Source organism: Amycolatopsis dongchuanensis (assembly GCF_039542405.1).
In the GTDB taxonomy this organism is placed as follows: Bacteria; Actinomycetota; Actinomycetes; order Mycobacteriales; family Pseudonocardiaceae; genus Amycolatopsis_E; species Amycolatopsis_E sacchari.
Window position 1 is genome coordinate 42,209 of record NZ_BAABIB010000106.1, and the last position, 23,058, is coordinate 65,266.

The window sequence follows — 23,058 nt, forward strand, 5'->3', positions numbered from 1 at the left end:
GCGTTCCGCGGTACCACCCCGCTTGCCCGCGCGTGCGCGCGAGCCGCTCGTTCGGCGGCTGTCACGGGCCGCACCCGTCCGGTTCTACTGGGACTCGCGTCCGTTCTTCCGGAGGCTCCCCGGTGATGGCCGGATCGACGCCTGTACGGAAAGAGGTTAGCGCACCGTGCACGCGGTTATCGCGATGGCCACCGCCCACGCGGCGGCGCCCAGCACGCCGACGACGTGCAGCCCGGAGACGAACGCCGCGTGCCGCGCCGGTTCTCCCACCACGGAGCCGAAAACCGCGACACCGATCGCCCCGAACGCCTGCCGGGCGGTGTTGTTCACCCCGCTCGCCACCCCGGCCCGGCCCGCGGGCGCCCCGCCGACGGCGGCGGACACGACGGCGGTCGTCAGCAGGCCCATGCCCAGCCCGAGACCGAGCCACGTCGGCAGCACGGTGGCGTAGCCGGTGTCCTGCCCGACACGCAGGAGGTTGAGCAGCGCGACCGCGCCGAGTGCGAGTCCGGCGAGCATCGGCACGCGGGGTCCGAGCCGCGCGGTGAGCCGCCCGGCGACCGGGCCGAGCAGGGACAGCGGCAGGAACCCGGGCAGCAGCCGCACGGCCGCGGCGAACGGCGGGTAGCCGAGCACGCCCTGCAGGTACAGCGTGAGCACGAGGATCGTGCCCAGCCCGACGAAGTTCATCGCGCCCGCGACGAGGTTCGCGCCGGTGAAGCGGGGTGAGCGCAGCAGCTCCGGCGGCAGCATCGGCTCGGCGGCGCGCCGCTCCACCACGACGAACACCGCGCCCGCGAGCACCGCCAGCGCCCCGGCCGCGATCGCGTGCTCGATCACCGCGAACACCAGCGCCGCCAGGCAGACCGCGGCGCTGACCGCGCCCGCGAGGTCGATGCGCCTGCCGGTGCGCCCGCTGTCCGGCACGATCCGCAGCGCGGCGACGACCGCGAGGGCGGTGAGGGGCACGTTGAGCCAGAACAGCAGCCGCCAGCCCCCGGCCGTGAGCAGGGCGCCGCCGAGCACGGGTCCGCCCGCGAGCGCCAGTGCCGAGACCCCGGCCCAGATCCCGAGCGCCCGTGCCTGTTCCCGTTGTCCCGGGTAGGCGTGCGTGAGGACGGCGAGCGTGCCGGGCAGGAGCAGCGCGGCGCCGACGCCCTGGAGCACGCGGAACCCGACGAGCACCACGCCGGTCGGCGCGAGCGCGCAGCCGGCGGAGGCGAGCCCGAAACTCGCGAAGCCGGTCACGACGATCCGCCGGTGCCCCAGCACGTCGCCCAGCGCTCCTCCGGCCAGCAGCAGGGCGGCGAGCACGACGGCGTACCCGTCGACCACCCACTGCTGCGTGGGCAGGCCCGCGTGCAGCTGGGTGCCGATCGTCGGGAGGGCGACGTTGACCACCGTGACGTCGAGCTGCACCAGGAACATCCCGGCACACAGGGTGAGCAACAGCATGGCTCCAGGAAAACGCCGGAACGCTTCCGGTGGGGTGGAAGTGTCGCCGGGGCATCCTGGGGGCATGGGTGGAGATGCCGACATCGCACGGACGGCGGCGCTGTTCGCCGATCCGGCGCGGGTGCGCGTGCTGATGGCCCTGGCGGACGGGCGGGCGCTGGCGGCGTCCGTGCTGGCGGCGGAGGCGGGGCTGTCGGCGCAGGGCACGAGCGCCCACCTGGCGCGGTTGCGTGAGGCGGAGCTCGTGGAGGTGGAGCGGTCGGGGCGGCACCGGTTCTACCGGCTGGCGGGGCCGCACGTGGCCGAGATCCTGGAGACGCTGGCGCGGAGTTCGCCGCCGCAGCCGGTGCGTTCGCTGAAGAGCGGCACGCGCGCCGAGGCGGTGCGGTTCGCCCGCACCTGCTACGACCACCTCGCGGGCAAACTGGGCGTGGCGATCACCGCGGCACTGCTGGAGCGCGGCGCACTACGCCGCACGGACGGCGACCCGACGACGGCCCGCCGCGCGGAGGACCGCCTGTCCGCGCCGATGGCCACCCACCCGTACGAGCTGGGCCCCGCCGCGGAGCGACTTTTCGGAACACTGGGCGTGGATCTCGGTGCGGCCTCCCGCGGGCGGCGGCCGTTGTTGCGCTTCTGCCTCGACTGGTCCGAGCAACGCCACCACCTGGCCGGCGCCCTGGGCGCGGCACTCGCCACGGCCCTCACCGACAGGGGCTGGCTCGAACCCCGCGCCCCAGGCCACCGCGCCGTCCGCGTGACCCCCGCAGGCCGGGAACACTTGGCCGAACAACTCGGCGTGGCGCTGTAAAAGTCAGCGGGACTTGCTCGCCGACAGGAGTTTCGCGTCCGGGGTGCAGCGGGCGCAGGGCGTGAAGCCCAGGTCGCGCGCTTCCTTCACCGAGATGGGGATCGTGTCGCGGTCGGCGAGCCACGTGCATTCCGCGACGTGGTAGCGCGGATACTCGTCCACCACCAGGACCTCGACGTCCAGCTTGGCGACCGCCTCGGCGTCCTCCGGGCTCGTCGGCTCCACGGCCGGATCGCCGGTCTGCACCACCGGGGTCTGCTCTTCGTCGAGTTCGCCGGTCACCCGCAGCAGCTCGGTCTCGTCCCCGGCCGGCTCCTCGACCTCATCGTCCGGATCCGGGGACTCCGACGGCTCAGGCTCCGACGGCTCCACGGCACGGGCCGGCCGCCGCCGGGCAGCACGCCGCCGCACGAAGTCGGCGACCAGGACCAGCCCGGCCAGCACCGACAACGCGATCGACGCCCAGGCCCACAGCGAACTCGCCGTGATCAGTGCCGTGACCAGCAGCCCGAGGGCCGCCAGGACCAGGATCAGAACGATGTAGAGCACGGTGAATTACAACACGGACCACGCCAGGAAACGGCTCCGGCCCTCTGCCCGCGAGAGCCGGAACCGATCCAGTGCGTGAGGGAGTCCGCGTCAGCCCGCCTCGGCGCGCGGCCCGAACGAGTAGCCCTGGCTGCCGCCGGAGCCCGAACCGGAACCGCTGGAGCTCGAGGACGCCGACGCCGGAGCCGCGGACCCGCGGTCGTCCAGCTCGCGCAGCTGCGACTCGAGGAAGCCGCGGAGCCTCGTCCGGTACTCGCGCTCGATCGTCCGCAGTTCCTCGATCTTCTTGCCGAGCGTGGTCTTCTCGGCGTTCATCGTGTTCATCGTCTCGGTGTACTTGCGCTGCGCCTCGCGTTCCATCGAGGTCGCCTTGTCGCGCGCCTGGCGCTCCAGGGTCTCCGCACGGGTCCGCGCGTCGTTCAGCATGGACTCGGCACGCGTGCGCGCCTCGTTGACCATGGAGTCCGACTTCGCGCGCGCGTCCGACAGCAGCTGCTCGGACTTCGCACGGGCCTCGGCCAGCATGCCGTCCGACTCGGTCTTGGCCTCGGCGGTCAGCCGGTCGGCCATCTCCTGCGCCAGCCCCAGCACCTTGGCGGCCTGCACGTTCGGCTCGCCCGCGTCGGCCATCGAGTGGGCCTGGGTCTGCTCCACGGGCGACGGCGGCGGCACCGGCGCCAGCCGGCGCGAGGTCTCCTGCACGCCGCTCCCGGCGCGGGCCGCGTCGAGGTCGCTGCGAGCCGACTCCAGCTCGGCGTCGAGCTGCTCGACCTGCTGCCGCAGCTCGTTGTTGTCCTCGATCAGCCGCGCCAGCTCGGTCTCCACCAGGTCGAGGAATGCATCCACCTCGTCCTCGTTGTAGCCCCGCTTGCCGATGGGTGGCTTGCTGAACGCGACGTTATGCACGTCAGCGGGGGTCAACGACATCAGATCACCTCACGCACTCCATGGCCTGCTCCGACATCCCCGGGCTTCCCCGATATCACCCGGGATACGCCAGTTGCATCAGTATGAACACAACCAACAGCAGCACCATAATCGATAAGTCCAGTCCGACGCCGCCAATGCGCACCATCGGGATGAGCCGCCGAACCAGCCGGACCGGCGGATCGGTCACTGTGTAGATGGTCTCGAGCGTCACCGCAACCCCGCCCGCCGGGCGCCACTCCCGCGCGAACGCTCGCACGAGTTCGACGACGACACGCGCCGTGAGCAGCAGCCAGAAGACGAAGAGCACGTAGTAGACGACAGTCCAGAGCACATCCACGCGTCCACTCTGCCACACCGGGCCCCGCCCCTCCGCACCCGAGACGTCCGAGTTGTCCAGGGGGCGTGACCCTACTGTGATTTATCCAACGCTATCACTCGAATGGGCTAAAGTTTCACTCTACGTCACGCGCTCGCTACGGTTTTGCCTACGCAGAGCGCACGGGGCTCACTCCAGTCAGTGACGAAGGAAGAGCCCGCCCTCGGCGATCCGGCGCCGGTCCTCCGCGCTCACTTCGACGTCCGGCGGGGACAGCAGGAACACCTTGTTCGTGACGCGGTCCATCGAGCCGCGGAGCGCGAACGCGAGCCCCGCCGCGAAGTCCACGAGACGGCGCGCGTCCGCGTTCTCCATCTCCGTCAGGTTGATGATCACGGGCGTGCCCTCGCGGTACGCCTCGCCGATCGCCCGCGCCTCCAGGTAGCTGCTGGGGTGCAGGGTGGTGATCTTGCTCAGCGGGTCGCGCTGGGGCGCCCGAGGCGCCTCGGGGACGGGCCGCAGCCGGGCCACCGGCTCCGGCTGGCGCTCCACGGCGAGTGCGCCGTGCACCGCGGGCTCACGCCCGTGAGACCGGCCCAGTGGCTCGTCTTCGTAGTCGGAGCGGTACCGTCGACGCGAGCGCGCGGGTGGCTCCTCCTCGTACCGGTCGTCGTAGGAGTCGTCAGCGAAGTCCTGCCGGTAGTCGTCGTTGTCGTCGTACCGGTCGTAGGAGTCGTAACCGTCTTCGTCGGCCGGGATCATGCCGAAGTAGGCCTTCAGCTTGTTAAGCGCACTCATGCCTCTCCCTAGCCGCTCCCTCACTCGATTACCCGGAGATCATCGCGCACTTCCGGGTGATCCGCTTGCGATCGAGGCTAAACCGCGGCCACCGAGCAACGCGGTTCCGACACGCACACAGGTCGAACCGTGCGCGATCGCCTGCTCCAGATCGCCGCTCATGCCCGCGGACAGCTCAGTGGCTCCCGGGTGGTCGCGACGGAGCTTTTCCGCAGCGAGAGCCAGCTTTTCGAAGGCCGGTGCGGGGTCGGCGCCCAGCGGCGCCACGGCCATCACGCCCCGCAGCCGCAACCCACCCGTCCGGGCGATGTAGGCCGCCAGTTCGCCGAGTTCCGGAAGCGGACAGCCACCACGCGCCGGGTCGCCGTCGATGCTCGCCTGCACGAGCACGTCCAGCTTCGGGCGGCCTTCGGCGAGCACCGCCTTGTCGAGCGCGGCGGCCAGCCGGACGGAGTCCACGGACTGCACCTCGTCGGCCCAGCGCACGACGGAACGCGCCTTGTTGCGCTGCAGCCGGCCCACCATGTGCCAGCGGATCCCCGCCTCCGGCCGCAGCCGCGCGACCTCGGCGGCCTTCGCGCCCGCCTCCTGGTCGCGGTTCTCGGCGAGGTCGGTGAGCCCGAGGTCGGTCAGCAACGCGGCGTCGGACGCGGGGAACGTCTTCGTGACGGCGAGCAGCCGCACCTCCTCGCGGGCGCGTCCCGCCGCCTCACACGCCTTCCGGACGCGCGCCTCGACCTGCTCCAGTGCCTTCGCCAGCTGCTCTTTGCGTTCCCCGCTCACGGACGTTCCCACTCCCCTCGTTCCTCGGTCCGCGGCAACGTCCGCGAGGCACGAGCGCGCTGTACCAATCGGAGCGACTCCTCCCTCCGGTCGTCGTCGCTCATTCTTCGATCCACGTCAGTGCCGCGATCCGGCCCGTGGTGCCGTCGCGGCGGTAGCTGAACAACGTCTTGTCCTCGAACGTGCAGCGCGGATCGACGCCGATCTTGCCGACACCCGCCTCGGCGAGCTGGTGCCACAGCCCCGCACGCAGGTCCAGACCCGGCGTGCCCTTGCGGGTCTTGGTCGCGCTGCCGGGCAGGTGCTTCTCGACGTCACGCGCCATGTCGGCGGGCACCTCGTAGTCCTCGCCGCAGATGGCAGGGCCGAGCAGGACCTCGATCCGCTCCGGGCGCGCGCCCAGTTCCGTCATCACCTTGAGCGTCGCCGGGACCACCCCCACGCGCGCGCCCACGCGGCCCGCGTGCACGGCCGCCACGACGCCGGCCTCGGCGTCACCCAGCAGCACCGGCACGCAGTCGGCGACGAGCACCGCCACGGCGACGCCGGGGGTGGCGGTCACGAGCCCGTCGGTCGCCTCGGCCGGGCCGTCCTCGGTGCCGTCGACAACCGTGACGGTGCGCCCGTGCACCTGTTCCATCCAGGCGATCCTGTCCAGCCCCAGCTCGTCGGCCAGCCGCTTGCGGTTGGCCGCCACGGCGGCGGAGTCGTCGCCGACGTGGTCGCCGAGGTTGAAGGATTCGTAGTTGCCTGCCGACGACCCGCCTGCCCGGGTCGTCACCACCCGTCGAATGCGCACGTCTCCACCTTCCCAGAAACGGGCGCGGAGGTCAGCGGCGCATGAACGGCGGAACGTCGACCTCGTCGTCGGTGGGGTCGTCGGTGACCGGCACGGCGCGGCCCGGCAGGCTGCCCTGCCCGTTGCGCGGCGCCGGGTACGCGCCGCGGGATCCGGTGCCGGGCTGCGGGAGCGACGGCGACTGCGGCGGAGGCGGGTACGACGAGGGCGTCGAGGTGCGCGGCGGCGGGAAGGCACCCGAGGCGGGCGGCGGCGGGCTCGACGGGGTGGGCGGCGTGCGCACCTGCCCCGCCTCGGCCGACGCCGTCGTGGTCGACGGGCGCGAGCCCACGGCGGGCGGTTCGAGCTTCTTGTGCGTCGGGGCGCCGGCGTCGAACCCGGCGGCGATGACGGTCACCCGCACCTCGTCGCCGAGCGAGTCGTCGATGATCGTCCCGAAGATGATGTTGGCGTCGGGGTGCGCGGCCTCCTGGACCAGCGAGGCGGCCTCGTTGATCTCGAACAGGCCGAGGTCGGAGCCGCCCGCGATGGACAGCAGCGCGCCGTGCGCCCCCTCCATCGAGGCCTCCAGCAGCGGCGAGTTGATCGCCTTCTCGGCGGCCTGCACCGCCCGGCCCTCGCCGCGCGCGGAACCGATGCCCATCAGCGCGCTGCCCGCGCCCGACATGACCGACTTGACGTCGGCGAAGTCCAGGTTGATCAGACCGGGCGTGGTGATGAGGTCGGTGATGCCCTGGACACCGGAGAGCAGCACCTCGTCGGCCGAGCGGAACGCGTCCATCAGGCTGACGCCGATGTCGCCGAGCTGCAGCAGCCGGTCGTTGGGGATGACGATCAGGGTGTCGCACTCGTTGCGCAGCGCCTGGATGCCGTCCTCGGCCTGCTTGCCGCGCCGCTTGCCCTCGAAGGTGAACGGGCGCGTGACCACGCCGATCGTGAGCGCCCCGAGCTTCCGCGCGATCGAGGCGACGACCGGTGCGCCACCGGTGCCGGTGCCACCGCCCTCGCCCGCGGTCACGAAGACCATGTCGGCGCCCTTGAGCACCTCCTCGATCTCCTCGCGGTGGTCCTCGGCCGCCTTGTGCCCCACCTCGGGGTTGGCGCCCGCGCCGAGGCCACGGGTCAGCTCGCGGCCGATGTCGAGCTTGACATCGGCGTCGGACATCAGCAGTGCCTGCGCGTCGGTGTTCACCGCGATGAACTCGACACCCTTGAGGCCGACCTCGATCATGCGGTTCACGGCGTTGACACCGCCACCGCCGATGCCGACGACCTTGATCACCGCGAGGTAGTTGTGCGGGGGCGTCATCGGGTCCGCCTTCCTGATCGTGAGTACTCGTACCGCTCGCCGGAGTGGCACAACCGTAAACCTCAAGTTGAGACTTAGAGTTATGTCAACTTCTGGCTTGGTGCAGGACGGTAGGGATCAGGCAGGCCGGAATCCAGCAGCCACGCCGCGTGTCGCGCAAGGCGGTGCAAAATCACCGGACCGCCAACACTTTTCTCCCCACACCGGGTGGCGTCAAGGAGCCCGCCCCGGAGTTGGGTGAGCATGCCGTCGCCTGACCGCAGTCGAGGCATTCTTTCTTTTTCCCTGGTCCCGCCTCGTGCCTGGGTACCGGGGTCCACCGGCGCCGGCGCGCCTGCTGAGCGGCGGGAAGGGAGCGTCCTCAAGAGACGGTCGGCAGGTCCGGGCTCGCCACGTCGTAGGTGTGGCCTTCCCTGGTCAGCAGCACCGTCAGGACCTTCATCTTCCGGTCCGGGTCCTCCGCGCTGCCCCAGCGCACCACCTTGCCGTTCGCCAGCGTGAACTCCACGCCGCCCGGGGTCTGGGCGCGGATGACCGTCACCTGATCCTTCAGGGGCTGCGGGAGGTTCCCCAGCACCGCCACGACCGAGCGCGTCACCGCGTCGTCCGGGGAGACGGTGAGCAGGCTCAGCTCGGGCAGCTTCTCCGGCTTGTTCTGCACCGTCTTGTAGTCCAGCCCGGTGCTGTCCACCAGGTGCACGCCACCGTCGCGGCTGAACCAGCCCACCGGCGTCCGCTCGGTCACCGCGATTTCGACCGTCGAAGGCCAGGACCGCGACACGTCCACCGTCGCCACGCCCGGGAGCTTCAGCACCCGTTCGGCGATCGCATCCGTGTCGACGAACATCATCGGTTTGCGGTCGGGCACGGCCGCCGCCGCGAGGACCTGGTCCGCGGGCACCGTCTTGGCGCCCTCGACCTCCACCGAGCGGACACCCAGCAACGACGTGAAGAACACCAGGTACACCACGGTGATCACGGTGAGCACCGTCAGCAGCGCGACCCACCGCCGCCGCAGCGCCCGGCGCCTGCTGACGCCCGTGCCGGTGCGGTTGCGCGCGGTCAGCGGACGGCGGCCCCGGTGGCTGCGCACCGGCCTGCCGGTCGTCCGCCGCGCCGACGGCCTCCGCCGCTGCACCCGCGTCGTCATGCCCGCCGGTCCAGCTCCGCCAGGATCTCCGGACCGAGCTGCGTCACGTCCCCGGCGCCCATCGTCACCAGCAGGTCACCCGGCTTCACCAGGTCCGCCGCCAGCGGCACCACGCGGTCGAACGCCGGCTCGTAGTGCACGCCCGCACCGGTGATCCGGTCCGCGATCAACGCGCCCGACACGCCCGGCTGCGGCTCCTCGCGCGCCCCGTACACGTCCAGCACCACGACCTCGTCCGCCAGCGACAGCGCCTGCGCGAACTCCGCCGCGAACGTCTTCGTGCGCGAGTACAGGTGCGGCTGGAACACCACGACCACCCGGCCGCTGCCCGCCGCGTGCCGCACCGCCCGCAGCTGCGCCGCGACCTCCGTCGGGTGGTGGGCGTAGTCGTCGTACACCCGCACGTCCCCGGCACGGCCCTTGAACTCGAACCGCCGCCGCACCCCGCCGAACGCGCCCAGCCCCTCGGCCAGCCCGTCGACGGGCGCGCCCAGCTCGATCCCGGCCAGCAGCGCGGCCACCGCGTTGAGCGCCATGTGCTCGCCCGGCACCGCGACCGGCACGAGGATTTCCTCGCCCCGCAAGGAGATCCGCACCCTGCCGCCGGTGTCGGTCGCCTGGTAGTCCAGCACGCGCGCGTCGTCCTCGCCGGTGACCGTGCGGCCGTACCGCTGCACGCGCACGCCCGCCTGCTCACCCAGCGCGCTCGCCGCCGCGTCGTCCCCGCACACGATCAGCAGCCCGTCCGGCTGGATGCGCTTCACGAACTCCGTGAACACCGCCGTGTAGGCCTCGGGCGTGCCGTGGTGGTCGAGGTGATCGGGCTCCACATTGGTCACCACGGCCACCGAAGGCGAATACGTCAGGAACGAACCGTCGCTCTCGTCCGCCTCCGCGACGAAGATCCCGCCCTCGCCGTGGTGCGCGTTCGCGCCGGACTCGTTGAGGTCACCGCCGATCGCGAACGACGGGTCGAGGCGGCAGTGCTGCAACGCGACCGTCAGCATCGACGTCGTCGACGTCTTCCCGTGCGTACCGGCGATGCACGCGACCCGGTGGCCCTCCATCAGCAACGCGAGCGCCTGCGCCCGGTGCAGCACCGGGATCCCGCGCTCGCGCGCCGCCGCCAGCTCCGGGTTCGTCTCCTTGATGGCCGTGGACACCACGACCGCGCTCGGCTCGCCGAGGTTCTCCGCGCGCTGCCCGATCTCGATCCGGGCGCCCTGCGCACGCAGGCTGAGGAACGCCCGCGAGTCCTTGGCGTCCGAACCGGACACCTTCGCGCCGCGCGCCAGCAGGATCCGGGCGATCCCGCTCATGCCGGCGCCGCCGATGCCGATCAGGTGCGCGCGCTCCAGCTGCGGGGGAACGCTCATTTCGCCACCTCCAGCACGATCCGCGCCAGCACCTCGTCGGCCTCGCGGTGGCCCATGCCCACCGCCGCCGCGCCCATCTTCGCCAGCTCGGCCGGATCGGTCAGCCGCGGGACGACCAGCTCGGCCACCTTCGCCGGGGTCAGCTCCGCGTCCGGGACCAGCAGCGCGGCACCGGCGTCCACCGCCGGCTTGGCGTTGGTCGCCTGCTCGCCGTTGCCGATCGGCAGCGGCACGAACACCGCGGGCAGGCCGACGGCCGACACCTCGGCCACCGTCATCGCACCCGAGCGGCACAGCACCATGTCCGCCGCCGCGTACGCCAGGTCCATCCGCTCCAGGTACGGCACCGGCACGTACGGCGGGCGCCCGGGGAACTCCTGCACGGCGAGCGTGTTCTTCGGGCCGTGCGCGTGCAGCACGCCGATCCCGGCGTCGGCGAGGTCCTTCGCCGCACCGGACACGGCGTTGTTGATCGACCGCGCGCCCTGCGAACCGCCGAACACCAGCAGCGTCGGCGCGTCCGGGTCGAGGTCGAAGTGCTTGCGGGCCTCGGCCCGCAGCGCGGCGCGGTCCAGCGACGTGATGGACCGGCGCAGCGGGATGCCGATCACCTCGGCGCCCGGCAGCGGTGTGCCCGGCACGGCGACGGCGACGCGGGCGGCGAACCGCGCGCCCACCCGGTTCGCCAGGCCCGGCGACTGGTTGGCCTCGTGCACGACGATCGGGACCCGCCCGCGCGCGGCGAAGTACGCGGGCAGCGAGACGTAACCGCCGAAACCGACCACGACGTCCGCGCCGACCCGGTCCAGCACCGCGCGCGCCTGCTTCACCGAGTCGCGGACCTTCAGCGGCAGGCGCAGCAGGTCGGCGGTCGGCTTGCGCGGCAGCGGCACCGGCGGGATCAGCTCCAGCGGGTACCCCCGCCGGGGGATGAGCTCGTTCTCCAGGCCCTTCGGGGTGCCGAGGGCGACGACGGTGGCGTCGGGCCGCAGGCGCTTCACCGCGTCGGCGAGCGCCATCGCGGGCTCGATGTGTCCGGCGGTGCCGCCACCCGCCACGACGACGGTGGGGGCCCGCCCGCTCACGGCTTTGCTCACGTGGTTCCTCTTCGCGTCGAACGTCTACCGTAGTCCCGCGCCGCGCGCCGCCGCTCCGCCGGCTGGGCGGAACGGGTCCGGCGCGCGGACGGCCGGGCCCCCCGGGAGGCCGTGGCGCGTCCGCCGCCTCGCCGCCGGGTGGGTGGGCGGTAGACGTCGGGCGCGGGCAACCGCAGGAGGCGACCGAATTTACCCGGTCCCTGCGAACGCAGTGCGGCGACCGACTCGGGTTCGTGCCTCGCCGCGTTCGCGAGCACGCCCATGAGGAACATCGTGACCCAGATCGAGGTGCCACCGGCCGAGATCAGCGGCAGCGTGACACCCGTGACCGGCAGCAGCCCGACCACGTACCCGATGTTGATCCCGGCCTGCGACACGGTGAACACGGTCAGCGTGCCCGCCACGATGCGGATCCACGGGTCGAGGTTGCGGGTGGCGATGCGCAGCCCGACGACGGTCAGCCCGACGAACAGCCCGATCACCACGACGCAGCCGACGAAACCGAGCTCCTCGCCGATCACGGCGAAGATGAAGTCGTTCTGCACGTTGGGCAGGTACGCCCACTTCGACGGGCCCTGCCCCAGCCCCTTGCCGAACAGCCCGCCGTCGGCGAGCGCGTACTTGGCCTGCGTGGCCTGGTAGGCGGCGCCGCTGGTGTCGTTGGCGGGCGAGAGGAACGACAGCACGCGCGCGGCGCGGTAGCTCGCCGTCAGCGCCAGCACCACCACGCCCGCGATCCCGCCGGCGAACAGCACCGCGAACAGCCGTTTCGGCGCCCCGGCGAACCACAGCAGCGACCCCAGCACCACGCCGAGCGTGATCGTGCCGGACAGGTTCGGCTGCGCCATCACGAGCGCGAACATCAGCAGCGCCACCGGCACCACCGGGACGAGCAGGTGCCGCCACTGGTGCAGCAGCCCGTACTTGGTGACCAGCACGTGCGCGCCCCACAGGGCGAGCGCGACCTTGGTGAACTCCACCGGCTGCACTGAGAACGAGCCGATCACGAACCAGCGCTGCGCGCCACCGCCCGCCGAGCCCAGCGGCGTCAGCACGAGCGCGAGCATGCCGAGGCACACCAGCACCGCCATCGACGACAGCGCGCGGATGCGCTTGAGCGGCAGCCGCAGGCCCACGTAGAACACGACCGCGCCGGACAGCACGAACACCAGGTGCTTCTTGAACAGCGAGTACACGCCCGAGCCGGTGGCCGGGTCGACCGACGCGACCGACGACGCCGACAGCACCATCACGATGCCGATCGACGTCAGCAACCCGGTCAGCGCGAGCACCAGGTGGAAGTCGGCCAGCGGGCGCGACAGCCACGCCGTCAGCGCCGTGTAGACCGTGCCGATCCGGCGCTCCGGCCGTTCCCGGCGCGGCTCCTCCGCCTGGGGTCTGTCTTCGAGCGCCGTCATCCACGCCGCCGCGGGAGTCCACGCACCGCCTCAGCGAAGGCGTTCCCACGGTGGGCGTAGTCCCGGAACAGGTCCATCGATGCCGCTGCCGGTGCCAGCAGCACGACGTCACCGGGACGTGCCAGCACTCGGGCCGCCTCTACCGCCGCACTCATGGGTTCATCGTGACCCGGCGGGACGGTCCGGACGGGGACATTCGGCGCGTGTCGCGCGAGAGCGGCGGCGATCACCCCGGAATCGGTGCCCAGGAGCACCGCCCCGCGCAGCCGGTCGGCGACGGCGGCGACGAGGTCGTCGACGTGCGCGCCCTTGAGCAGCCCGCCCGCGATCCACACCACGTCGGGGTGGGCGAGCAGCGAACCCGCCGCGGCGTGCGGGTTGGTGGCCTTGGAGTCGTTGATGTAGCGGACGCCGTCGACCTCGCCGACCTCGACCGCGCGGTGCGCTCCGGGCTGGAACTCGCGCAGCCCCTTGGCGACCGCCTCGGTGCTCACGCCGTACGCGCGGGCGAGCGCGGCGGCCGCCAGCGCGTTGGCGACGTTGTGCGGTCCGGCGGGACGCACGTCGGAGACCGTGCACAGCTCCTCGGCGCTCGTCGCCGGGTCGGGCACGTACGCGCGGTCGATCAGCAGGTCCTCGACCAGGCCAAGCTCCCCCGGCGCGGGGGTGTCGAGGCGGAAGCCGACGTGCCGCGCGGACTCGTTCGCGGCGGCCAGGCGCGTGGACCACGCGTCGTCGGCGTTGTGCACGACGACCTCGGCGCGCTCCAGCAGCTTGCCCTTGTCGGCCGCGTAGGCCTCCATCGAGCCGTGCCAGTCCAGGTGGTCCTCGGCGAGGTTGAGCACGACGGCGGCCCGCGGGGCGAGCGTGTTCGACCAGTGCAGCTGGAAGCTCGACAGCTCCACGGCGAGCACGTCATAGCCGCCCTGGACGGCGTCGAGCACGGCGTAGCCGACGTTGCCGCAGGCGATCGCGTTGTGCCCGGCCGCGCGCAGGATGGACTCCAGCATGCCGACGGTCGTGGTCTTGCCGTTGGTGCCGGTGACCGCGAGCCACACGGGCGGCTTTTCCCGCGTCTGCCCGAGCCGCCAGGCGAGTTCGACGTCACCGATCACCTCGATGCCCGCCTCCGCGGCGGCCACGAGCAGCGGCGAAGTGGGCCGCCAGCCGGGGCTGGTGACCACGAGGTCCACGTCGGCGGGCGGTTCGGCCAGGCCCAGCGCGGTCCTCGCGCCGGTGCCCTCGAACTCGGCCAGCCGCCCGGCGTCGCCGTCCGTGACGGTGACGCGCGCCCCCAGCTCCAGCAGCACGGGCACCGCCGAGCGCCCGGTCACCCCGGCCCCCGCGACGAGGACGTGACGTCCGGCGAACACGCTCAGCCCCCCGCGCTCAGCTGTTCGCTGTAGAACAAGCCGAGGCCGAACATGCAGCAGATCGCCGCGAGCAGCCAGAACCGGATGATCACCGTGGTTTCCGCCCACCCGGCGAGCTCGAAGTGGTGGTGGAACGGCGCCATCCGGAACAGCCGCCGCCGCGTCGTGCGGAACACCGCGATCTGCAGCACCACCGAGATCATCTCGACCATGAACAGGCCGCCGATGACGATCGCCAGCAGCTCGGTGCGCGTCGTGATCGACAGGCCCGCCACCAGGCCGCCCAGCGCGAGCGAGCCGGTGTCACCCATGAAGATCTTCGCCGGTGCCGCGTTCCACCACAGGAAGCCGATGCACGCCCCGGCCGCCGCGGCGGCGACCACCGCCAGGTCCAGCGGGTCGCGCACGTCGTAACAGGCCGCCTGCGGGGTGTTCACGCACGACAGCCGCTCCTGCCAGAACGCGATCACGACGTAGGTCGCCAGCACCATCGCCGACACCCCGCCGGCGAGCCCGTCCAGGCCGTCGGTGAAGTTCACGGCGTTGGACCAGCCGGAGACCACGATGTAGACGAACACCACGAACAGCACCGACGGGAACGTGATCAGCGCCAGGTCCCGCACGTACGACAGGTTCCGCGAGGCCGGGGTGAGCCCGTACTTGTCGGCGAAGTTGAGCACCAGGATGCCGAACGCGACCGCGACGACGAGCTGGCCCACCAGCTTCGCGGTCTTGTTCAGGCCCAGGTTGCGCTGCTTGCGGATCTTGATGAAGTCGTCGAGGAACCCGACGACGCCCAGCCCCACCGCCAGGAACAGCACCAGCAGGCCGGACACCGAGGGCCGCTGCCAGTTGATCAGGTGGGCCAGGAAGTACCCGGCCAGCATCGCGAGGATGATCGCGACACCACCCATCGTGGGCGTGCCGCGCTTGGACTTGTGCCCCTGCGGGCCCTCCTCACGGATCTCCTGACCGAACCCCTGCCGGGAGAACACCCGGATCAGGTACGGGGTGAGCAGAATGGAGACCAGGAGCCCGATCCCCGCGGCGACCAGAATGCTGATCACGCAACACCATCCTCGAGCAGCGCGTTCGCCACCCGCCAGAGCTGGGCGAAGTTGGAAGCCTTGACGAGCACGACGTCACCGGGTTCGAGCTGCTCGCGCAGCAGCGCGATCGCGGCATCGGTGTCGGGCACCAGCACGGACTCCTCTCCCCAGGAGCCCTCGTGACTGGCGCCCTGGTGCATGGCGGCCGCACCTTCTCCGACGACCACCAGCTTGCCGATGTTGAGCCGGACCGCGAGGCGGCCGATCTCGTCGTGCGCGGACACGCTATCGGCACCCAGTTCGCCCATCTCACCGAGTACCGCCCAAGATCGACGGTGTTCCTCCCGCCCCCCTGCCCTTCGGGCCCGCCCCCCGCGGCTCATGGAGGCGAGGGCCTTGAGCGCGGCGCGCATGGACTCGGGGTTGGCGTTGTAGGAGTCGTTGAGGATCGTCACACCGTCGGCGCGGGTGGTGACCTCCATCCGGCGCGCCGACCGGCGCTCCACAGTGGACAGCCGGGCGGCGATCTCGTCCACAGTGGAACCGAGTTCGAGCGCGACCGCGGCGGCGGACAACGCGTTGCCCACGTGGTGTTCCCCGTGCAGCTGCAGCTTCACCTCGGCCGAGCCCCGCGCGGTCACGAGGCGGAATGACGGGCGGGCCTGCTCGTCGAGCGTGATGTCCTCGGCCCGCACCTCGGCGTCGGGGTGCTCGCCGACACCGACGACGCGCGCCTTGGTGCGGCTCTCCATCGCCGACACGAGCGGGTCGTCGCGGTTGAGCACCGCGACGCCGTCCTCCGGCAGCGCCTCGACCAGCTCGCCCTTCGCCTGCGCGATCGCCTCGCGCGAACCGAACTCGCTGACGTGCGCGGAACCGACGTTGAGCACGACGCCGATGCGGGGCGGCGCCGTCCGCGCCAGGCCCGCGATGTGGCCCATGCCGCGCGCGGACATCTCCAGCACCAGGTGCCGCGTGGACTCGTCGGCCCGCAGCGCCGTCCACGGGTGGCCCAGCTCGTTGTTGAACGAGCCGGGCGGCGCGACCGTGGGGCCCAGCGGTTCGAGCAGCTGGGCGATGAGGTCCTTGGTGGACGTCTTGCCCGACGAGCCCGTCACGCCGACGACGGTGAGGCCCTTCGCGGACAGCTCCCGCACGACGTACCGGGCCAGCTTGGCGAGCCCCGCCAGCACGGCCGCGCCGGAGCCGTCCGTGTCGCCGGTGAGCGCGACCGACCGCTCGTGGGCCTGCCCGGGCGGCAACGGCGGCACGACGACCGCGGGCACCCCGACCGGCCGTGCGGCGAGCACCCCCGCCGCGCCGGACTCGACGGCCTTCGCGGCGAAGTCGTGCCCGTCGACCTTCTCGCCGGGCAGCGCGACGAACAGGCCGCCGGGCGTGAGCTTGCGGGAGTCGAACTCGACGCTGCCGGTGACGACGGTGGCGCCGTCTCCGTCGTGCACCGTCCCTCCGACGATGCTGGCGATCTCCGCCAGGGTGAGCGAGATCAAGCTGATACTCCTGGTTGTCCCTCGAGCCGGTGCCGGATGGCGGCCGCCAGCTCCTCACGGTCGGAGAAGGGGTGCACCACGCCACCGGCCTCCTGGCCGGTCTCGTGCCCCTTCCCCGCGATCAGCACGACGTCGCCCGGCTCGGCGAGCTCGACCGCCTTGGTGATGGCGGCGCGCCGGTCCCCGATCTCCAGCACCCGGCCGCCCGCGCGGGCGGCGCGGGCACCGGTGAGCATCGCGGCGCGGATCAGCGCCGGGTCCTCCGAGCGCGGGTTGTCGTCGGTCACGATGAGCACCTCGCTGCGCCGCGCGGCGGCCTCCCCCATCAGCGGGCGCTTGGCGGTGTCGCGGTCGCCACCGCAGCCGAGCACGGTGATGATACGGCCCTTGGTGCGGGCACGCAGCGCGTCGAGCGCCTCGGCGACCGCGGCCGGCTTGTGGGCGTAGTCCACGACGGCGGTGAAGTCCTGGCCGAGGTAGACCCGCTCCATGCGGCCCGGCACCTCGACGCTCGCGAGCCCCTTGACGATCTCGTCCAGCCCCACGCCGGTGGTGTCCAGGATCGCCGCGGCCAGCAAGGCGTTGGCGACGTTGAAGGTGCCCGGCAGGGGCAGCGTGGCGCGGGCGGTGCGGCCGTCGGGGCCCTGCAGGGTGAACGACTGCTCGCCGGTCGGCGTCGTGTCGATGTCGGCCGCCGTCCACGCGGCGTCCACGCCGGACTGGGTGGACACGGTGATCGTGTGGGGTTTGACGAGCGCCTGGCCCCACGCGGTGTCGATGACGACGACCTCGGTGGCCGAGCGGCCGTCGAACAGCAGCGACTTCGCCTCGAAGTACTCCTGCATGTCCTTGTGGAAGTCGAGGTGGTCCTGGGAGAGGTTGGTGAACGCGCCGACCGCGAACCGGGTGCCGTTGACGCGGCCCAGCGCGAGCGCGTGGCTGGAGACCTCCATCGGCACGTGCGTGACGCCGTGCTCGACCATCACCGCGAACAGCGCCTGCAGGTCCGGTGCCTCCGGCGTGGTGAAGGCGCTCGCGAGCCGCTCCCCCGCGATCCGCGTCTCGACGGTGCCGATGAGCCCCGTCGTGCGCCCGGCCGCCCGCAGCCCCGACTCGACGAGGTACGCCGTCGTGGTCTTGCCGGAGGTTCCGGTGACGCCCAGCACGGCCAGTTCCAGCGACGGTTCGCCGTAGATCCAGGCGGCGACCGAACCGAGGACGCCACGCGGGTCGGGGTGCACCAGCACGGGGACACCGGCGTCGCGCAGTGCGGGCCGCTGGGCGCCCTCCTCGTCCGTCAGGACGGCGGCGGCGCCCGAGGCGAGCGCCTGTGCGGCGAAGTCCGCTCCGTGGGCCCTGGCGCCGGGCAGGGCGGCGAACAGGTCGCCGGGGAGGACGTGCTGGGCGCGCAGGGTGGCTCCGGTGACCGCCGTTTCGCCGGGCCAGGCGGCGGAGTCCGCGATCAGCCGCGCGTCGGCGCGGGCGGCCAGCGTGGTGAGCGGAACCGGCTCGATCCGCGCGGGCCGCGGCGGCGCGACCGCCGCCTTGACCGGGCTGTCCGGGACCTGCCCCTCGTTGTTGACCGACACAGGCGGGAAGGTTACCGACGACGCGCGGCGGTTCCGTGAGCCGGTGGGGCTTGCGGCGGTGTTGGCGAGGGAAACAGGGGCGGCCGGGGCGGTCGAAGACCTGCCACTTCGTCGAGGAACAGGATTCACGCCGGAACAGATCCTGGGCGCGGTGTGCGAACTGACGGCTGGTTCGACCGCCTACAACGGGTCGTCCCAGCGGCGTGCCCGCGTGCAACCGTTGCTCGCGATTCCGGACGCCATCGAGCCGGCCGCGTCCCGGCGTCGTTTTCCGGGCAGCGCGGCACGCCCGCGTCGCCGGGGAGCGGCGCCGCGGGCGGTGGCACGAGCCTCACTGGTTGATCTGCAAGGGCATGTACGGCGTCGGCTCGGGGGAAAGCGGGATCTGGTACCGCTGCGTGAGGTACGAGGCCAGGTCGTGGAACAGCGGCGCCGCCGAGTGCCCAGCCGGCAGCGTCGTGTCCGGCGCGTCGAGCCGGATGCCGATCACGAAGCGCGGGTTGTCCGCGGGCAGCATGCCGGCGAACGTGATGTTGTAGAGCGAGTCGCTGTACGCGCCCGTCGCCGGGTTGACCTGTTGCGCCGTGCCGGTCTTGCCGGAGATCTGGTACCCCTCCAGCGCCGCCGTCGGCGCCGTGCCGCTGTTGCCGCTCTTCCCGCTCTGCGTGACCGCCCGCAGCATGTTCCGCACCGTCGTCGCGGTCTGCGGGCTCACCACCTGCACCGACTGCGGCGCCGGTTCCGGCACCACCGTCCCGTCCGGCCGGACCTCCTCCTTGACGATCCGCGGCTGCACGCGCAGCCCGTTGTTGGCGATCGCCTGGTACATCCCGGCCATCTGCACCACCGTCATCGACAGACCCTGGCCGATGGGCAGGTTGCCGAACGTCGTGCCGGTCCACGTGTTGCGCGGCGGCACCGAACCGCGGCTCTCGCCGGGCAGGCCCAGCCCCGTGCTCTGCCCGATGCCGAACTTCTGCAGGTACTGCATGTACCGGTCCGGTCCGACCTGCTGCGCCAGCAGCAGCGTCCCGACGTTCGACGACTTCGCGAAGATCCCCGTCGTGGTGAACTTGACCGTGCCGTGCGACCACGCGTCGTGGATGGTGTGGTCGGCCACCACCAGCGAGCCGGGCACGTCGTGCACCTGCTCGGGGGTGGTCACGCCGGTGTCGATCGCCGCCGTCGCGGTGATGACCTTGTTCACCGAACCGGGTTCGTACGGCGTGCTGACCGCTTCGAGGTTCAGCCCCGGGTCCGAGTAGGTCGACGGGTCGTTCGGGTTGAACGTGCGGTTGTCGGCGAGCGCGTAGATCTCGCCGGTCTTGGCGTCCATGATGACCGCGCTGCCGCCCTTCGCGTGCGACTTGGCGACGTAGTCCGCCAGCTGGCTCTGCAACGCGTACTGCACGTCGGAGTCCAGCGTCAGCACCAGGTCGTTGCCCGCGGTCGCGGGCTGCACGTCGCGCTCGGTGCCCGGGATGATCACGCTGTTGCTGCCCTGCGCGGTGTCCGCGACGTACTGCCCCGGCTTCCCCGCGAGGTCGCTGTCCCGCGTCATCTCCAGGCCCGCGATGCCGTGCAGGTTGTGCTTGGACACGTCCGGGTCGTCGGTGCGCCAGTTCGCCACCCCGACGACGTTGGCCGCCAGCGTGTCGCCCGGGTACTCGCGCGCGGCCTGCGTCTCGCTGCCGATCTCCGGGAACTTCCCGGTGATCTCCTCCGCGACCGACGGCTCGACGTCCTTGACCAGGTACGTGAAGTCCTGCTGCTTGTGGAAGTCGGCGAGCAGCTCGGCCTCGGTCACCTTGCCGGGCAGCTTCGCGGCCATGAACTTCGCGGCCGCCGCCGCGCGGGTCTCGAAGTTCTGCCCCAGCTGCGGGTTCTTCTGCGCGTACTCCGCCCAGTTCTTCCGCATGATCTTCAGGTTCACCGACAGCGCACGGGTTTCCACGCTGAACGCCAGCTTCACGCCGTTGCGGTCCTCGATGGCGCCGCGCTGCGCGGGGATCGTGATCGTCGTCGTGCGCTGGTTCTCCGCCTTCGCCGACAGCGCCTCGGCCTGGAACCCCTGCACCTGCACCAGTTTCAGGCCCGCGACCACGAGCACGCCGACGAGCACCACGCGCACCGCGACGTACCGGCCCTTGCCGGTGGCCGCCGCGGGCCTGCCCGCGACCTGGCGGACCCGCGCGGTGTACGTGCGCCGGCGGGACCGTCCCCGGTCCGGCATCACTGACCACCACCCTGCACGGCGGGCTGCTGCTGGTCGCCCTGCGCCACGTCACCCTCGATCGGGGCGGTGCCCGCCGGGTTCGCCGGGGGCGGGGTGGGCGTCGTGGTGGCGGGCGGGGCCTGGCCGACGGCCTTCTGCGGGGTGCCGACGACGGTGATCGAGCCGTCCGGGTTCAGCACGAGGTGCGCGGGGTTGCCCGCGGGCACCATGCCGAGCGCCTTGGCGCGCGCCGCCAGCGACGACGCCGACTCGGCCTTCGTCACGCCCTGCTGCAGCAGCTCCGACTGCTCGACGAGGTTCGCGTTCTCCTCGCGGATCTGCTCGAGCCGGTAGGAGTCCGCGATCGCCTGCGTCGACAGCAGCAGCGTGGTCGCCACACCCGCCGCCAGCAGCAGCATCACGATCAGCACGAACGACGCCCGGGAACGCGGCCAGCCCAGCCGCGGCCCGCGGCCCGGCTGCTTCCGCTCGGTCTCGCCGCGGCGCAACAGGTCGACGCGCTGGGCCCGGCGCGCGTACGCGCGCTCCGCGGCGCTCGTCCGCTGCCCGGTGCGCGAGGACCGGCGCTCGACGCGCGTGGCCTCCTTCGTCCCGGTCCGCGACGGCGTCTCGGCCGGCTTGCGCCGGGTCCGCGTGGGCGCTGTCATGTGCCCTCCCTGATGCGTTCCGCCGCGCGAAGCCGCACAGAGGCGGCGCGCGGGTTGTGCTCGGTCTCGGTTTCGTCGGCCTTCTCGGCCCCTCGGGTCAGCAGCTTCAGTTCCGGCCCGTGGCCGGGCAGTTCCACCGGCAGGCCCGGTGGTGTGCGGGAGCGCGCCAGCTCCGCGAACGCCTGCTTGACGATGCGGTCCTCCAGCGACTGGTAGGACTCCACGACGATGCGGCCGCCGACGGAAAGCGCTTTCAGGGCGGCGGGGACCGCGCGGCGCAGCACTTCCAGCTCGCCGTTGACCTCGATCCGGAGCGCCTGGAACGTGCGCTTCGCCGGATGGCCGCCGGTGCGCCTGCTCGCCGCGGGGACGGCGTCGTAGAGGAGCTTCACCAGCCGCTCGCTGCGGGTGAAGGGCTCGCGTTCCCGTTCCGCCACAACGGCTTTGACGATGCGCTGGGCGAACCGTTCCTCGCCGTAGTCACGCAGGATGCGCACCAGCTCGCCCGGCGGGTACGTGTTCAGCACGTCCGCCGCGGTCGGCCCGGTCGTCGGGTCCATGCGCATGTCCAGCGGTGCGTCGCGCGCGTAGGCGAAGCCGCGCTCGGCCCGGTCCAGCTGCATCGAGGACACGCCGAGGTCGAACAGCACACCGTCCACATGCGACAGCCCGCGCTCGGCCAGCACCTCGGGGAGCCGGTCGTACACGGCGTGTGCGAACTCGACGCGCTCGCCGTGACGGGCCAGGCGTTCGCGCGAACGCTCCAGCGCGTTGGGATCCCGGTCCAGCGCGATCAGGCGCAGCCGCGGGTGGGCGGACAACAGGGCGTCGGCGTGGCCGCCGAGGCCGACGGTCGCGTCGACGACGACGGCGGGGCGGTCGGCGAGCGCGGGGGCGAACAGGTCGAGCACACGCTCGAGCAGCACCGGCACGTGTTCGGCCACGACCACCCCCTCATCGCTGTACAGAAAACGGATGCCGTCAGGTCCCCGCCCGCCCGCTGAGGACCTGGTGCCGGGGAAGGTGCACCAGGGCCGCTGAGCGGACAGAGGCCTCACGGCATCCGAAGTCGAGTCGTCCTCGCCGGAACCCCCGCCCCCCGACGGCGTGGGTGCCGGCCTTCACCGCAACGTCGTCAGAACACGCCCGGCAGAACCTCTTCCTGCGCTTTCGCGTAGCTGTCCTCGTGCTCCTCCAGGTAGGTCTGCCACGCCTGCGCGTCCCAGATCTCCAGCCTGGTGATCGCACCGATCACCACACAGTCCTTGCTGAGCCCGGCGTAGCGCCGCAGCTCGGGCGCGATCGCGATGCGCCCCTGCCCGTCAGGGCGTTGCTCGTCCGTTCCGGCGAACAGGTAGCGCTGGTAGGCGCGAACCGCCTCGTTGGTGAACGGCGCTTCGGCGACCTTGCGGGCCATCTGCTCGAACTCGGCGCGCGGGAAGACGTAGAGACAGTGGTCCTGCCCCTTGGTGACCATGAGCCCACCTGCCAGCGCGTCGCGGAACTTCGCGGGCAGCGTGAGCCGCCCCTTGTCGTCCAGTTTCGGGGTGTGGGTACCGAGGAACACCGGCCCCACCTCCCACGGGGCCTCCCTTCCGCCCCACTGCGCACCACGGTACCCCACTTTTCACCACAGTCAACGCGGGCGATCCCCCCGTCCGAGCGAAAATCCCGGCGTTTCCGCAGGTGAGCGCCAGTGGGGCCAGGTGGGGGAAACGTGGGGGACGCCGCCGCCCCTCCCCCACGGCGGGGGTAGCGAGGGTCCCGACGGGCCCTCCGGAGGAGGCCGAGGGGGCGTGGTGGGGGTGCCGGGGTGGGTGGGGGTGGGGGAGGTGGGGACCGGTGGGGGTGCGGCGGTGGGG

General features: G+C 72.2%; 21 protein-coding genes. 1 reads left to right on the forward strand and 20 read right to left on the reverse strand.

All coding sequences use genetic code 11. From position 1 onward, the window contains the following. Positions 1 to 156 precede the first annotated feature (156 nt). Positions 157 to 1,455, reverse strand: a complete 1,299-nt coding sequence (locus ABFX51_RS27760) for an MFS transporter (RefSeq protein ID WP_346055394.1) — start codon at positions 1,453 to 1,455, stop codon at positions 157 to 159. Positions 1,456 to 1,519: 64 nt separating this feature from the next. Between ABFX51_RS27760 and ABFX51_RS27765 the strand changes: the two genes are divergently transcribed. Further along, on the forward strand, positions 1,520 to 2,266 hold the full coding sequence (locus ABFX51_RS27765) for an ArsR/SmtB family transcription factor (protein ID WP_346055395.1): 747 nt from the start codon (positions 1,520 to 1,522) through the stop codon (positions 2,264 to 2,266). A gap of 3 nt (positions 2,267 to 2,269) precedes the next feature. Here ABFX51_RS27765 and ABFX51_RS27770 read toward each other — a convergent pair whose 3' ends face one another. The 19 genes from ABFX51_RS27770 to mraZ form a co-directional block, all read right to left on the reverse strand. Next, on the reverse strand, positions 2,270 to 2,815 hold the full coding sequence (locus tag ABFX51_RS27770; protein ID WP_346055397.1) for a hypothetical protein: 546 nt from the start codon (positions 2,813 to 2,815) through the stop codon (positions 2,270 to 2,272). A gap of 90 nt (positions 2,816 to 2,905) precedes the next feature. Beyond that, a complete protein-coding gene (gene wag31, locus ABFX51_RS27775; RefSeq protein ID WP_091516567.1) occupies positions 2,906 to 3,742 on the reverse strand; it encodes a DivIVA-like cell division protein Wag31 in 837 nt (278 codons plus the stop codon). Between the two features lie 55 nt (positions 3,743 to 3,797). Further along, positions 3,798 to 4,082 carry a YggT family protein gene (locus ABFX51_RS27780; protein ID WP_177229006.1) on the reverse strand — a complete coding sequence of 95 codons (285 nt, stop codon included), beginning with the start codon at positions 4,080 to 4,082 and terminating at the stop codon, positions 3,798 to 3,800. A gap of 177 nt (positions 4,083 to 4,259) precedes the next feature. After that, positions 4,260 to 4,859, reverse strand: a complete 600-nt coding sequence (locus ABFX51_RS27785) for a cell division protein SepF (RefSeq protein ID WP_091516564.1) — start codon at positions 4,857 to 4,859, stop codon at positions 4,260 to 4,262. 39 nt (positions 4,860 to 4,898) lie between these two features. Then, positions 4,899 to 5,642: a YggS family pyridoxal phosphate-dependent enzyme gene (locus ABFX51_RS27790; protein WP_091516628.1), complete on the reverse strand. Its 744-nt coding sequence runs from the start codon at positions 5,640 to 5,642 to the stop codon at positions 4,899 to 4,901. Positions 5,643 to 5,742: 100 nt separating this feature from the next. Then, a complete protein-coding gene (pgeF, locus tag ABFX51_RS27795; protein WP_091516561.1) occupies positions 5,743 to 6,441 on the reverse strand; it encodes a peptidoglycan editing factor PgeF in 699 nt (232 codons plus the stop codon). Positions 6,442 to 6,472: 31 nt separating this feature from the next. Continuing rightward, on the reverse strand, positions 6,473 to 7,750 hold the full coding sequence (ftsZ, locus tag ABFX51_RS27800; RefSeq protein WP_091516558.1) for a cell division protein FtsZ: 1,278 nt from the start codon (positions 7,748 to 7,750) through the stop codon (positions 6,473 to 6,475). A 361-nt stretch (positions 7,751 to 8,111) separates the two neighbouring features. Further along, positions 8,112 to 8,900 (reverse strand): cell division protein FtsQ/DivIB, encoded by a 789-nt coding sequence (locus tag ABFX51_RS27805; RefSeq protein WP_346055399.1) that lies wholly within the window; start codon positions 8,898 to 8,900, stop codon positions 8,112 to 8,114. Next, the gene (murC, locus tag ABFX51_RS27810) at positions 8,897 to 10,276 is read right to left on the reverse strand and encodes a UDP-N-acetylmuramate--L-alanine ligase (RefSeq protein ID WP_346055400.1); all 1,380 of its coding nucleotides are present in this window, start codon (positions 10,274 to 10,276) and stop codon (positions 8,897 to 8,899) included. Before murC ends, ABFX51_RS27805 begins: the two co-directional genes overlap by 4 nt. After that, positions 10,273 to 11,373, reverse strand: coding sequence for an undecaprenyldiphospho-muramoylpentapeptide beta-N-acetylglucosaminyltransferase (gene murG, locus ABFX51_RS27815; protein ID WP_346055401.1), 1,101 nt, complete (start codon positions 11,371 to 11,373; stop codon positions 10,273 to 10,275). Before murG ends, murC begins: the two co-directional genes overlap by 4 nt. After that, positions 11,370 to 12,791 carry a putative lipid II flippase FtsW gene (ftsW, locus tag ABFX51_RS27820; RefSeq protein WP_346055402.1) on the reverse strand — a complete coding sequence of 474 codons (1,422 nt, stop codon included), beginning with the start codon at positions 12,789 to 12,791 and terminating at the stop codon, positions 11,370 to 11,372. Before ftsW ends, murG begins: the two co-directional genes overlap by 4 nt. Beyond that, the gene (murD, locus tag ABFX51_RS27825; protein WP_346055403.1) at positions 12,788 to 14,164 is read right to left on the reverse strand and encodes a UDP-N-acetylmuramoyl-L-alanine--D-glutamate ligase; all 1,377 of its coding nucleotides are present in this window, start codon (positions 14,162 to 14,164) and stop codon (positions 12,788 to 12,790) included. Before murD ends, ftsW begins: the two co-directional genes overlap by 4 nt. A 2-nt stretch (positions 14,165 to 14,166) precedes the next feature. Then, on the reverse strand, positions 14,167 to 15,231 hold the full coding sequence (mraY, locus tag ABFX51_RS27830) for a phospho-N-acetylmuramoyl-pentapeptide-transferase (protein WP_091516546.1): 1,065 nt from the start codon (positions 15,229 to 15,231) through the stop codon (positions 14,167 to 14,169). Further along, positions 15,228 to 16,724 (reverse strand): UDP-N-acetylmuramoyl-tripeptide--D-alanyl-D-alanine ligase, encoded by a 1,497-nt coding sequence (locus ABFX51_RS27835; RefSeq protein ID WP_346055405.1) that lies wholly within the window; start codon positions 16,722 to 16,724, stop codon positions 15,228 to 15,230. The genes mraY and ABFX51_RS27835 overlap by 4 nt, the downstream gene beginning before the upstream one ends. Further along, positions 16,721 to 18,313, reverse strand: a complete 1,593-nt coding sequence (locus tag ABFX51_RS27840; RefSeq protein ID WP_346055406.1) for a UDP-N-acetylmuramoyl-L-alanyl-D-glutamate--2,6-diaminopimelate ligase — start codon at positions 18,311 to 18,313, stop codon at positions 16,721 to 16,723. Before ABFX51_RS27840 ends, ABFX51_RS27835 begins: the two co-directional genes overlap by 4 nt. 331 nt (positions 18,314 to 18,644) lie before the next feature. After that, positions 18,645 to 20,546: a peptidoglycan D,D-transpeptidase FtsI family protein gene (locus tag ABFX51_RS27845; RefSeq protein WP_091516537.1), complete on the reverse strand. Its 1,902-nt coding sequence runs from the start codon at positions 20,544 to 20,546 to the stop codon at positions 18,645 to 18,647. Then, positions 20,546 to 21,196, reverse strand: a complete 651-nt coding sequence (gene ftsL, locus ABFX51_RS27850; RefSeq protein WP_091516535.1) for a cell division protein FtsL — start codon at positions 21,194 to 21,196, stop codon at positions 20,546 to 20,548. The genes ABFX51_RS27845 and ftsL overlap by 1 nt, the downstream gene beginning before the upstream one ends. Next, positions 21,193 to 22,146: a 16S rRNA (cytosine(1402)-N(4))-methyltransferase RsmH gene (gene rsmH, locus ABFX51_RS27855; protein ID WP_091516532.1), complete on the reverse strand. Its 954-nt coding sequence runs from the start codon at positions 22,144 to 22,146 to the stop codon at positions 21,193 to 21,195. The genes ftsL and rsmH overlap by 4 nt, the downstream gene beginning before the upstream one ends. A 185-nt stretch (positions 22,147 to 22,331) precedes the next feature. Beyond that, positions 22,332 to 22,763 carry a division/cell wall cluster transcriptional repressor MraZ gene (gene mraZ, locus ABFX51_RS27860; RefSeq protein WP_091516624.1) on the reverse strand — a complete coding sequence of 144 codons (432 nt, stop codon included), beginning with the start codon at positions 22,761 to 22,763 and terminating at the stop codon, positions 22,332 to 22,334. Positions 22,764 to 23,058: the final 295 nt, after the last annotated feature.

What these genes read in the sequence shown, in the direction of transcription:
- ABFX51_RS27760 (WP_346055394.1), bottom strand. Translation starts at nt 1,455, where the DNA reads ATGCTGTTGCTCACCCTGTGTGCCGGGATGTTCCTGGTGCAGCTCGAC.
- murC (WP_346055400.1), bottom strand. Translation starts at nt 10,276, where the DNA reads ATGAGCGTTCCCCCGCAGCTGGAGCGCGCGCACCTGATCGGCATCGGC.
- ABFX51_RS27805 (WP_346055399.1), bottom strand. Translation starts at nt 8,900, where the DNA reads ATGACGACGCGGGTGCAGCGGCGGAGGCCGTCGGCGCGGCGGACGACC.
- ABFX51_RS27765 (WP_346055395.1), top strand. Translation starts at nt 1,520, where the DNA reads ATGGGTGGAGATGCCGACATCGCACGGACGGCGGCGCTGTTCGCCGAT.
- ftsL (WP_091516535.1), bottom strand. Translation starts at nt 21,196, where the DNA reads ATGACAGCGCCCACGCGGACCCGGCGCAAGCCGGCCGAGACGCCGTCG.
- ftsW (WP_346055402.1), bottom strand. Translation starts at nt 12,791, where the DNA reads ATGACGGCGCTCGAAGACAGACCCCAGGCGGAGGAGCCGCGCCGGGAA.
- ABFX51_RS27845 (WP_091516537.1), bottom strand. Translation starts at nt 20,546, where the DNA reads ATGCCGGACCGGGGACGGTCCCGCCGGCGCACGTACACCGCGCGGGTC.
- ftsZ (WP_091516558.1), bottom strand. Translation starts at nt 7,750, where the DNA reads ATGACGCCCCCGCACAACTACCTCGCGGTGATCAAGGTCGTCGGCATC.
- wag31 (WP_091516567.1), bottom strand. Translation starts at nt 3,742, where the DNA reads ATGTCGTTGACCCCCGCTGACGTGCATAACGTCGCGTTCAGCAAGCCA.
- ABFX51_RS27785 (WP_091516564.1), bottom strand. Translation starts at nt 4,859, where the DNA reads ATGAGTGCGCTTAACAAGCTGAAGGCCTACTTCGGCATGATCCCGGCC.